Annotated in this window: 8 protein-coding genes and 1 tRNA gene; 3 read left to right on the forward strand and 6 right to left on the reverse strand. The window is 57.3% G+C overall.

The features are described 5' to 3' along the window. Positions 1-44 precede the first annotated feature (44 nt). The gene (locus Q0778_RS13505; RefSeq protein ID WP_298336772.1) at positions 45-863 is read right to left on the reverse strand and encodes a hypothetical protein; all 819 of its coding nucleotides are present in this window, start codon (positions 861-863) and stop codon (positions 45-47) included. Between the two features lie 84 nt (positions 864-947). Here Q0778_RS13505 and Q0778_RS13510 point away from each other — a divergent pair, with 84 nt between their 5' ends. Beyond that, positions 948-1,625, forward strand: coding sequence for a Fe2+-dependent dioxygenase (locus Q0778_RS13510; protein WP_298336774.1), 678 nt, complete (start codon positions 948-950; stop codon positions 1,623-1,625). On the opposite strand, the gene Q0778_RS13515 is transcribed toward Q0778_RS13510, so the two are convergent. From Q0778_RS13515 to Q0778_RS13525, 3 genes are all read right to left on the reverse strand, one after another. Continuing rightward, a complete protein-coding gene (locus tag Q0778_RS13515) occupies positions 1,600-2,358 on the reverse strand; it encodes a hypothetical protein (RefSeq protein ID WP_298336776.1) in 759 nt (252 codons plus the stop codon). The two genes, Q0778_RS13510 and Q0778_RS13515, sit on opposite strands and share 26 nt — an antisense overlap. A 64-nt stretch (positions 2,359-2,422) precedes the next feature. Continuing rightward, a complete protein-coding gene (locus tag Q0778_RS13520; RefSeq protein ID WP_298336777.1) occupies positions 2,423-3,901 on the reverse strand; it encodes a sodium:solute symporter family protein in 1,479 nt (492 codons plus the stop codon). 12 nt (positions 3,902-3,913) lie between these two features. Beyond that, positions 3,914-4,117 carry a hypothetical protein gene (locus Q0778_RS13525; RefSeq protein ID WP_298336779.1) on the reverse strand — a complete coding sequence of 68 codons (204 nt, stop codon included), beginning with the start codon at positions 4,115-4,117 and terminating at the stop codon, positions 3,914-3,916. A gap of 328 nt (positions 4,118-4,445) precedes the next feature. Here Q0778_RS13525 and Q0778_RS13530 point away from each other — a divergent pair, with 328 nt between their 5' ends. Together Q0778_RS13530 and Q0778_RS13535 are read left to right on the forward strand one after the other, a co-directional pair. Further along, positions 4,446-6,830 carry a molybdopterin cofactor-binding domain-containing protein gene (locus tag Q0778_RS13530; RefSeq protein WP_298336781.1) on the forward strand — a complete coding sequence of 795 codons (2,385 nt, stop codon included), beginning with the start codon at positions 4,446-4,448 and terminating at the stop codon, positions 6,828-6,830. A 15-nt stretch (positions 6,831-6,845) separates the two neighbouring features. Then, a complete protein-coding gene (locus Q0778_RS13535) occupies positions 6,846-7,301 on the forward strand; it encodes a (2Fe-2S)-binding protein (protein ID WP_298301435.1) in 456 nt (151 codons plus the stop codon). A 206-nt stretch (positions 7,302-7,507) separates the two neighbouring features. Here Q0778_RS13535 and Q0778_RS13540 read toward each other — a convergent pair whose 3' ends face one another. Next, positions 7,508-10,768: a S41 family peptidase gene (locus tag Q0778_RS13540; protein WP_298336783.1), complete on the reverse strand. Its 3,261-nt coding sequence runs from the start codon at positions 10,766-10,768 to the stop codon at positions 7,508-7,510. A 367-nt stretch (positions 10,769-11,135) separates the two neighbouring features. Next, positions 11,136-11,210 (reverse strand) — tRNA-Val (locus Q0778_RS13545). Positions 11,211-11,251 lie beyond the last annotated feature (41 nt).

Raw genomic sequence — 11,251 nt, forward strand, 5'->3', positions numbered from 1 at the left:
GAAAAGAGCAGATCGGCCTGTGCGACCCGCTCTCTCGCAAGTGCTTAGCTTGCTGCGAGCAGAACGCTGGCAGAAGCCCCCGAAAGTGCGCCCTGATTGGCATCGAGAGACTCTGGGCGTGCGACGCTGGGGTAAGCTTCACTCAGTAGACCAAGCGCGGTCTCAATTGATCCTGCCAGCGTGGTATCTTCGGCACGCACTGCATCTGCTGAGCGTTCAAACGCGCTTTGCGCGGCTTTGTAGAACCCATATCCATCAAGGTAGGGACCGTAATTGGTGCTCTCACTTGCTTGCGCATACATGGCGACGGCGCGCTCGATCTGGTCCGCAACGACGCCGCCAGCGATTTTGCCCGCGCTCGCATCGCTTGTGGGGGCTTTCTCTTCGGCAGCCCGGAGAGCCGCGAAAATAGCATCAGCTTGGCCCGCGATCTCATTTGCGTCAGCACCGTTCAAGGCCGCATCAGAAGCTTGACTGAAGAGGGACTTAAAGTCTTCAACACCGCGTTCGGCGAATACCGGTTCCATTTCCAGCAGCACTTCGGATACCGGGTGAGCGAACATCTCTGCGCCCGCGTCTGTCTTGCCAGCAGCGTAGGCATCGCGCGCTGCGATCACATGAGCTTCGGCAACAGCAAGAGCCGCGCCATAGACGACCGGATCATTGGCAGCAGCTGCGATTTCAACGCCGCCTTCACCGCCTTCGCCGCCTTCTCCCTCGCCGGTTTCACCCGCCGTACCGACAATCGCGCTCTCGCCGGCTTCTTCGCCTTCGACAGCTTCACCGGTGCAGCCAGCCAGAGTGAGTCCAGCCAAAGCTGTCGCCACGCCAAGCTGACCCCAAGTTTTCAGTTCGACTTTCATGCGGGAGTGCTCCAGATTGATTGCGATTTGCGTCAAGCCATAAGCGACGCGTGCCTTTTTGCAAACGATTATCAAGAGGCTTTCATGATCCTCAGCATTGCTGCCATTCCTGAAGCCGAAAAACTCGATGAAGTCCGCGCTGGCTTAGCCAAGCTGAGTTGGCAGGATGGGCGCGCTACTGCTGGAGCAGTCGCGAGCCGGGTGAAGGTCAATGAACAAGCGGTAATGTCCAACCCGGCAGGGCGCACGATTAGCAAACTCCTGCTGCCGCTTGTCATCGACAACCCGATTGTGAAGGCAGCGGCGCGACCTCGGCGCAATTCCGGTCTGCTTGTAAGCAAGACCCAAGACGGCGGCCATTACGGCGCGCATGTCGACAATTCTCTGATGGGGAAGGGCGATGCGCAGATACGTACCGATATCTCCTTCACTCTCTTCCTGAGCGATCCGTCTGACTATGAAGGCGGCGAGCTGGTGGTGCAAACCGCTGGCATGACGCAGACGATCAAGGGGCAGCCGGGCAATCTTGTACTTTATTCCTCAACCAGCATTCACGAGGTAAAGCCGGTGACGAGTGGCACAAGGATCGTGGCTGTCGGCTGGATCGAAAGTCATATCCGCAACGATGCACAGCGCGAACTCTTGTTTGACATGCAAAACACGCGCAGCTCGCTAGGGCAAAAACTTCCTGTGGATGCGCCAGAATTGCTGATGATCGACAAATCGATCGCCAATCTTATGCGGATGTGGGCCGGGTCTTAGAGGGCTGGGGTTTAGCTGCCTTGCTGGATTTTGGCGTGGTCTTGCGTTTCGCTTGAAGCGAAAAGCCGATGATGAGCGCAACACCAACGGCACTTGGTAAAGCCCAAACGAGCGGGTTGAAAACGTGCTCTGGGATGTAGCGGATCAGCCCGACCGACATAAAGGCAGTGTAGGCGGAGATTCCCATACCAATCAGCGCGCGGAAATGCTCGCCGACGTAGGACTGGGGCGTGGGCGCCTCTTTGCGCCAGATATAGAGCTGCTGTATGATCATGGCTGCCAGACCCAATAGCGCAACCGCCATCATCAACAACTCACCAATCCCAAAGCCATAATAGAAGCAATAGGCCGCCGAAATGAGCACGGCTGCAATCAGGAGTTGATAGCGCGGTGCTCTCAGAGCTTCTCGCTTACGCGAATGCTTGACCACCGCAAGTCCATAGTCGGCGAAACCAATGGTCAGCAGGCCCAGATAGAGCATCATCCAACCGAACAGCCCATCGAACAATACCCGGTCGGTGACGGAAGGAATCCGCTCTTCGGGGCCGTAGAGCGAGAACATTGCCATGGCGATGGCTAGGGCACCCGCTGCCATAAAGCCATAACAGCAGATGCGGCCCCAGCGCCTGTGGTTCTTTGCGCCCTTCTTGGTGAGAATCGGCACCCAAAAGGCGATAAGCCCAGTTGTTCCGGCGATCACATGCAAGACAACAATGATCTCAAAAAGATGCATGACTCGTATGTGTACCGAAAATTGGTCGGTTGGAAAACCGCTTCAACTTTGCGGCTCTAGGGATTCAGGCAGCAACTTCGGTGAACGCCTTGCGATGGCTTTCCGATTGCGGCTGGGTCATCAAGCTAGCCGCGATCAGCACCGGCACATGAGCCAGCAGCCCGAGGAAGCCCTCGTGGAGATCAAAGGGGCGCAGGTCATTGCCCAGGTAGCCAGAGAGGAAGAAGAACGCGGCTGTTGCCGATCCCGCTGCAAAACCCGCGATCACTCCTGCTGTTGTCGCTCGGCTCCAATACATGGCCGCCACAATGGGCGGGGCGAGCTGGCAGATGATGCCATAGGCGGTGAGGAGCAGGACCACGAGCGACACGCCTTCTGCGACCGCAAAGGCATAGGCGAGCGCGCCGACCGCGATCACCAGTGCTTGTATCAACCGCCGCCGCGCTACATCAGACATTTCCGTGAACGGCTTGATCCCGTCTTCGACTGTCACCGAGGCGGCAGCGTGCATCAGAGAGTCGCCGGTTGACATCGAGGCTGACAATGCGCCCGCGCAGAAAAGCCCTACCACGATCGCAGGAAGCTCTGCGTTGAGGATCATGAACGGTAGGATGAAGTCCGAAGAAGGCGGAGTCTCAGGGTAGAGAACGCCCGCAAATCCTATCAGGAAGACCGGGATCAGGAACAGTTGGAAGGTCGGAAAAAGCACAACCGTGCGCCGCAGCGTGTCATCAGAGCGCGCCGTGAAGGCCTTCATGAAGAGGTGAGGCCACATCATCAGACCAACGGCTGAGACGATGATGGCGCTCGAATAGCCACCCCATGACCATGGCGCGCCAGAAGCAGTCAAGCCAGGCATTGTCAGCAACTCCGGCCGCTCCGCCATGATCTGTGTGAACATGTCGCCTACCCCGCCATAGAGCGAGATTGGTAGATAGAGTCCCAGGGTCCACGCAATTGTGAGCATGAAGATGCCCTGAAACGTATTGGTCCAGCCAACCGCTGCTACGCCCGAGAACAGGACATAGATCAGAACAATACCGTAAGCGACCAGCGACCCTGCCCAGAGTGGGACGTTCCCTTCCGTTACTGCCTCGATCACAATGCCCGCGCCGCGCATTTGCAGGGTGATGTAGGGAATGAAGGCCAACACTGTCAGCACTGCGATCATCAGTGAAAGCCCACGCGAAGGGAACCGCCCGCAGATCAGCTGTGCTTGCGTCACATAGCCAAACTTTCGGCCAAGCGCGGCCGCCTTTGGGCCGAGGAAGAAATAGGGCGCGATTCCCAGAACACCATAGCTCAGAATGTAGAAAGCCGCCGCCCCGCGGCTGTAGGCCCACCCCGGTCCGCCAAGAAAGGCAAAGGCTGAGAAGATCGAGGCACCCAGAACGAAATACATGACCAAGAGGCCAAAGTCGCGGTCTCCGGCGACATAGCCAGCAACGCTCTTCGAGGCGCGCCGTCCCGACAGCAAGCCTATCGCCAATGTGACCGCGAGATAGGCCGCAATAACGAGCGCAATGATCTGCCAGCGTTCCATTAGGGCGGATCCTCAGGGTCGCTTTTCGCTCGCATAGAGCGCGGCAAGCAGCACTAGCGCAAAGGAGATGAGCACAGCGAGGACAAAGAGATTGAAGGGCAACCCCAACATCAGAGGTTCAACATGATTGAACAGCATCGCCCCTGGCCAGGTGGTTCCAAGAAGGAACAGCACCAAATAGGCTGTGATCATCGTTCTTACGGCGCTTTTGCTCAAGTTGCGTCTCTCCCAAACCCGAGATCAATCTGTGTAGCCAAAGCTCTGAGACCATCAAGCTGATTGTGCGAACAGGAACAGTAACGCGTATTTGATGCAGGGCTGAGACCGCGACGCGCCTTGCATCAATTTCTCTGGCGATCCTTTAATTCGATAGGTCCATAGCTTTTTTGAGAAGAGAAGTCTTCGAATCCGACCTTCGAAGTTTTGGCCGAGTTCATTGATGTGTTTGTCGATCTTGCTTCGTGCCGACGGTTGAGCCAAAGTTACAACTAAGCAGTCAGCGTGGCTATTCGTTATTGCGGACCGTACATTTGGAGAGAGCGCTATGTTTTTGCACGATATTGGGATCATTCCGGGTCGCAATGACAGCGGTGAAGCAGGCAGAGGGCGCTCACAGCTGACAAATCTCAGCCGTAGAGGATTCGTCACAGGCTCGGGCCTGTTCGTGTTGGGGGTTACGCTTGCCGGCTGCTCAACCTATGTTGAACCAGAGGTCGATGCCGATGCCTTCGATCTGCCCGAAGCCGGGCCCAGTCCGCTGACTGAAGTGAAGGGCGGCGATGCCACGCCGACGCTCTGGATTGAGCTTGAGAAAGAAGGCAAGGTCAAGATCACCTGTCACCGCTCTGAGATGGGGCAGCAGGTGTGGACCTCGATGGCGCAAATCGTTGCCGACGAACTCGACGCCAATTGGGACGATGTCGCAATCGTGCAGGCCGAAGGTCACGAGCGTTACGGCGACCAGAACACCGACGGTTCACGCTCCGTACGCTACAATTTCCACCGCTTGCGGGTTGCTGGTGCGGCGATGAAGTACATGCTGATTGAGGCAGCCGCGCTTTATTGGAAGCTTGAACCCTCGCAATGCTCGGCATCCGAAGGCCTGGTTAGTAACGACCAGAATTCGGACACGCTCTCATATGGCAATCTCGCTGAGCTTGCCGGAAAGCTACAGATCCCGGCTGAGGGCGATATCACGCTTAAAGAGCCGGATGAGTGGACCCTCATCAACAAAGAAATCCCGTCGCTCACCATCCCCAAGCTGGTGAAGGGCGAGGGCACTTTCGGGATCGATGTCGATCGCCCGGGCATGGTCTACGCCGTTGTCGCTCGGCCGCCGCAGGTGTTTGGCCGTACCGGCAGCGTCGATGACAGCGCGGCGCTTGAAGTGCCCGGCGTGCTTCAGACTGTGCGACTTCCGGACGCGACACCTCCCGCCGTATTCAACGCTCTCGGGGGCGTTGCTGTTGTTGCCGAAGACACCTGGGCCGCTATCCAAGGGCGCAATGCGCTCGATATCACTTGGCGCGATGGGCCAAATGCGAGTTACAATTCTGAAAGCTATGGCGAAGAGCTCAAGGCGACGGCGCGCAGGTCCGGTGCGGTGCGCCGGTCGCGCGGTGATGTGTCGTCAGCGCTTGGCTCAGCAACGACACGGATTGAGGCTGAATACTACGCGCCGCACCTCGCGCACTCACCGATGGAGCCGCCTGCTGCCACTGCTGAGTGGGACGGGGATACGCTCACTTGTTGGGCGTGTGTCCAAGACCCGCAGGCCACGCGCAACACTTTGGCCGACGTGCTCGGTGTGGACAAAGAGAACATCACCGTCAACGCGACTTGGCTGGGCGGCGCGTTTGGGCGCAAATCCAAACCTGATTTTGTAATCGAAGCCGCTCTGATTGCGCGCGAAGTGGGCAAACCGGTCAAGGTCACTTGGACGCGCGAGGATGAGATCCGTCACGGTTTCTATCACTCGGTGAGCGCGCAATATATGGAGGCCGGGCTCGACGAAGACGGCAATTGCTCGGCCTATCTTCACCGCACTGCCTTTCCGCCGATTGCATCAACATTCGTGCCGGGTCTCGCTACACCAACCGATGGCGAGATGGGCCTGGGCGCGACTGATGTGCCGTTCGCTACGCCCAATCTGCAGGTCGAATCGCGCGATGCCAAAGGGCACTTGCGGATCGGCTGGCTGCGCTCGGTCTCCAACATCTATCACGCCTTTGCGGTTCAAAGCTTTGCGGCCGAAATGGCACATGCAGCTGGGCGAGATCAGAAGGACTATCTGCTCGAGCTTATTGGGCCTGATCGCCAGATCGATCCGGGAAAAGAGGGCGCGATCTATTCGAACTACGATGCTTCGATCGAAGAATACCCGATTGAAACCGCGCGGCTCAAAAACGTGGTGAACCTCGTCGCTGATATGGCTGATTGGGGGCGCAACCTGCCCGAGGGCAGCGGGCTTGGGATTGCGGTTCACCGTTCTTTCCTCTCCTATATCGCCACTGTCATTGAAGTATCAGTCAGCGATGATGGCGCGCTTACGATCCCGGGCATTTGGCTTGCCTGTGATGCCGGCACGGTGATCAATCCGCGGCATGTTCGCGCGCAATTGGAAGGCGGGACAATCTACGGTCTCTCCAACGCGCTCTATGGCGAGATTACCGCTCGCGATGGTGCAGTGGTTCAGGACAACTTCCCAAGCTGGCGCGTGATGCGGATGGAAGAGGCCCCGCGCGCCTTTGAGGTGCAAATCGTGCCGTCAAATGCTCCGCCTGCCGGTGTGGGTGAACCGGGGACGCCGCCTGCGGCGCCAGCGCTCGCCAATGCGATTTTTAATGCAACGGGTCAGCGCATTCGCAATCTGCCGATCATCGGCGCGCAAGGCTCTCGCCTGACGCTCCCACAAGACGACAACGCATAAGGAAGGAGGATCAGGATGGCTGTAACTCTTACAATCAACGGCGAGACCAAGTCGGTTGACGCTGCACCAGGTACTCCTTTGCTGTGGGTCCTGCGCGATCATTTGAAAATGACTGGCACGAAGTTCGGTTGCGGAGTTGCCCAATGCGGCGCTTGCACCGTCCACGTCGATGGTGCGCCCACGCGTTCGTGCATTACGCCGCACGATTCTTTGGATGGCTCTGAAATCAAGACGATCGAAGGCGTCGACGGACGCGCTGCCGACGCAATTCGCGAGGCTTGGGTCGAGAACCAGGTGCCTCAATGCGGCTATTGTCAGGCAGGGCAAATCATGTCGGCATCGGCCCTGCTGGCAGAAAACCCCAGCCCGACCGATGCGGATATCGATAATGCGATGAGCGGAAATCTTTGCCGCTGTGCGACTTATATGAGCATCAGGCGCGCGATTAAGGATGCCGCGACCAAGATCTGAAACCTGCCGCAGGGAGGGGCATACCAAGCGACAGGAAACACTGTGGGTGTGACGACAGGTTTATGCACGCCTCCAAGCATGTGAAGAGCGTAAATTGCGAATGCGTCGGTTCGTCAAGGTAGCCTATGCCATCACTACAACAGTGTAGTTGGCTAGCTGTCTAAAGAATCGATATCTCGCTCATGACGAGCATCCTGTGACCTCCTTCATTGACCCAATTCCATTGGATAGGCTGGAGCTGGTCTTGCTGGCGGTGGGTTGTCTTCCAGCTGCTGCATCACCGTCGAAATCGCGGCTTCCAACTGGGTGTCTCGGCCTTGTTCCAAGGCGATAGGGTCAAGTTCAACCCGGATGTCTGGCACCGTGCCTTCGTTCTCAATGCTCCATCGACCTGAGCGGTCGAAGAACCGGAAGAATGGCACGGTAAGAAAGCCACCATCGATCAAACCTGGATTGGTGCTGATGCCGATCAATCCACCCCAGGTGCGTGTACCGATCAGCGTGCCGATCCCCGCCTCGCGGAAGGCATAAGGCATCCAGTCACCGCCGGATCCTGCGTCCTGATCAATAAGCATGACCTTGGGCCCCCAGATGCCGCCGCCCGGCGTGCTCCAGTCGAGTCCTTCGCGGTCCTTCCAGCCCGAAAGCCATTTGCGGCTTAGAACGTCGATGATGTAGTTTGCTGCCTGACCACCACCGTTGGAGCGCTCATCCAGAATCAACGCCTGCTTGTCAGTTTGCGCAAAATACATGCGATTGAAGAAGGTATAACCTGCGCCTGCCGTGTTAGGCATGTAGACGTAAGCGACCTTACCATCGCTGGCTTGTTCAACACGTTTCCGGTTGGCTTCGATCCAATCCCACAGGCGAAGGCCATTCTCGCTTCCAACTGGTTCAATCACCGACGTGCGGCGGGTTCCGTTTGGCGTACTCGCTACGGTAAGCGATACTTGTGTGCTCGCCGCACCTGAAAGCACAGCATAGATATTGTCTGCCTCGGTCAGTTCCTGCCCGTTCACGGCGATAATGTAGTCGCCTTCGTTGGCGTCCACGCCGGGCGCCGCCAAGGGAGCGGCAAGGAATGGATTCCACTGCTCGCCATCGTAGATCTTGGAAATGCGATAGCGGCCATTCGCAATTGCGATATCCGCGCCGAGAAGGCCAGGCGATGCCGAGGAATTGTCATAAAGCTCCCCACCACCCACACGGTTGTGGCCGACCTGCATTTCGCCGATCATTTCGACCAAAAGCTCGTTCAGATCCTCGCGCCGTCCGACGTGGGCGAGCAAGGGCTCATAACGGACGCGAACAGCTTCCCAATCGAGTCCATGCATATTGGGATCGTAGAAGTATTCTTTCTCCATACGCCAGACATCGTTGAAGATCTGCCGCCATTCCTGCGCAGGGTCGATCCGCATCCGAAGACCCGCAAGACTGACAGGCTTGGCCTCCAGCTTTTCTCCAGCATCGGCGGTTGAGAACGAGCCATCATGGTTGACCAAGAGCAGCTCGTCACCGCTTGCATTGGTTGAGACTTCGGTGAAGCCATCGCCTAGGGATGTGGCCTCGCGCTCTTTAAAGTCAAAACGCATCAGGCGCGCCATAGCTTCTCCCGCACCCGGTCCGGTTGCTGCGCCAGGTTGAGGATTATCGATGTAATAGAGGGCGCCGTCCTTGCCGCTCGCAAGGCTGGTGTAGCTGGCCTCTGTAACGGGCAAAGACACGGTGCGTGCAATCAATCCGTTTGGATCGACATTGACCGTGCCTTCAGAATTGCCGTTATCCTTGTCTTCGGTGTTATCGCTTTTCTCCTCATTGCCATCTTCATTGGCGAGCACAGGTGCAAGTGGCGATTCTCCATCCGCTTCCAGCACCACAGCGTAGAGCCCGGAACGGAACGGCCTATCCTGTGTGGTCATATCCAGCCCCGCATAGATAGCACCTGCATTGGTGGACGCAGCAAAGTAGAGCAGCTTGCCGTCCTTGCTGAACATCGGGAACCCGATTTCGGCATAGTCCCCGGTGACCGGATAGCTCTGTCGCGTCGACAGATCATAAAGATGCAGGCTAGCCACGGTGTTTGCGCCGCGCGTGGTGTAAGCGAGCCAGCGCCCCCTAGGCGATAGCACCGCTTCAAAGTCATCATTGCGTCGGTCGCTGTCGGTGATCTCCCAAGATTGGCCGCTCTCGATGTCGAGAGCGTGGAGTTTCAGCTTGTTGCTTGCATAGATAAGATGCTTGCCATCACCGCCCCAATCCACGAGCTGATAGAACTTATCTCCGAGAGCAATTGCGCGTTCGTCTTCGATTCCGCTCTGGTGCTCGATTATGAGCGATTGAGTGGTTCCGTTGTCAGTGATGTAGGCGAGTTTCGTGCCATCATTTGACCAGACGGCCGTGTAGTCGCGCACGGACGCGCTGTTGGAGATATTGCGAGTTGAGCCTTTGTCGGTTGGGACGGTGAAAACCTCGCCTCGCGCTGTGACTGCAACGCGTTTGCCCGATGGCGACAGTTGCGTGCTGGTCACTTGGTCTTCAACCGATTTCCAACTGGGCTGGCGCTGCGGAAGATCGGCGCGCAAATCGATAGGGAGGGTGTTCACAGCGCCGCTACTCAGGCTGAGCTGTTTGATTTCGCCACCGGCCTCATAGACGATCGTGTCGCCGTGGGCATCAAAGGCGCGAATATCCCATTGCGCCTCGTTTGATATTTTGGTGATCGATCCATCAGTGGGTGTGAACCGGAAGATATTGAGCACTTTGTCGTCGCGGTCGGAGAGGAAGTAAAGCTGCCCGCCAACCCACACTGGATTGAACTCCGTTGTGCGGTCCCCAGGAATGGTCTGTGCCGTTCCTCCCTCAAAATCGATCAGTTGAAGCGAGGGTGTCGCCCCGCCTCGATAACCGCGCCAGCCCGCCGTACCGCCGACCAAGCCATTGTAGCCCATCCAGCCAGGGACCGAGGCAAAGATACGGCCGCTCTCATCATAGGTGCCGTTGGCGATACGAGCTTCGGAAACCTTTTGCGGCAGACCGCCATCGAGTGAGACATGGTATAAATGCGCTGATCGACCATTGCCCCGTTCGCGAGGCGAAGTGATAGCAACCGCACCGCCACCCGGTGCCCAGTCAACCGCCGTGTCAGTAACCGGGTGCCATGTCAGTCGCTTCGCTTCGCCGCCGTTTGCTGAAACAACAAAGACATCGTCATTGCCATCATAGTTCGCAGTGAAGGCGACCATGGACCCGTCAGGAGAGAAGATGGGGTCGCGTTCATTTGCTGCATGCGAGGTGAGCCGTTTTGCATTACTGCCATCACGCTCCGCCACCCAGATGTCGCCCGCATAAGCAAAAGCAATCGCATTGTCGCTGACAGCGGGATCGCGAAGCAATTTGGTCTGGGCATGAGCAGCGGTCGTGAGCGCGCTTCCGAGAAGAAGGGCGGTGGCTAGGTGGCGCAATTTCATGAATCTCTCCTACGGCGTGGGGCGAGGTTGCCAAATCTTGTAATTAAATACCAGCCTTCTGAAAGATCGCGAGCTCGCCACCTTACTCAGATTTGTCCTGCCTCTCTCCAATTGCTCGTCCCATCAGAATCTCGATTCGGGATCGTGGCGAAGGAACCTCGCAGGACTTGGAAAGCCAATTGAGTTACCGGAAGCCGGCTTCACATCGATAATAGCCACTCAGTCGAGAGGCTAAGGAGATTCGGAGTATTTATGGATGCGACAAGCGCGAGAGCGCAGTCCCAGAAACGGCTGGAAGTAGCATCAAGCCAGATCCAATTTGTCTCGACGAAAGATGTCACAGACTATCTTAGTCATCTTAACGCGATGGTGGGCGCGGCAAGGATTGAACTTGCGACCCCACCCGTGTGAAGGGTGTGCTCTACCACTGAGCTACGCGCCCGCCCGTGCCGCGTGAGAAGGCTTAGTGACCTCTCAGGGCAG

Origin of the sequence: uncultured Erythrobacter sp. (assembly GCF_947502395.1) — a bacterium.
Lineage (GTDB): Bacteria > Pseudomonadota > Alphaproteobacteria > Sphingomonadales > Sphingomonadaceae > Erythrobacter.

Bases quoted from the DNA above. Each gene is read 5' to 3' on its own strand.
- Q0778_RS13505 (WP_298336772.1), bottom strand. From the start codon at position 863: ATGAAAGTCGAACTGAAAACTTGGGGTCAGCTTGGCGTGGCGACAGCT.
- Q0778_RS13540 (WP_298336783.1), bottom strand. From the start codon at position 10,768: ATGAAATTGCGCCACCTAGCCACCGCCCTTCTTCTCGGAAGCGCGCTC.
- Q0778_RS13530 (WP_298336781.1), top strand. From the start codon at position 4,446: ATGTTTTTGCACGATATTGGGATCATTCCGGGTCGCAATGACAGCGGT.
- Q0778_RS13510 (WP_298336774.1), top strand. From the start codon at position 948: ATGATCCTCAGCATTGCTGCCATTCCTGAAGCCGAAAAACTCGATGAA.
- Q0778_RS13535 (WP_298301435.1), top strand. From the start codon at position 6,846: ATGGCTGTAACTCTTACAATCAACGGCGAGACCAAGTCGGTTGACGCT.
- Q0778_RS13515 (WP_298336776.1), bottom strand. From the start codon at position 2,358: ATGCATCTTTTTGAGATCATTGTTGTCTTGCATGTGATCGCCGGAACA.
- Q0778_RS13520 (WP_298336777.1), bottom strand. From the start codon at position 3,901: ATGGAACGCTGGCAGATCATTGCGCTCGTTATTGCGGCCTATCTCGCG.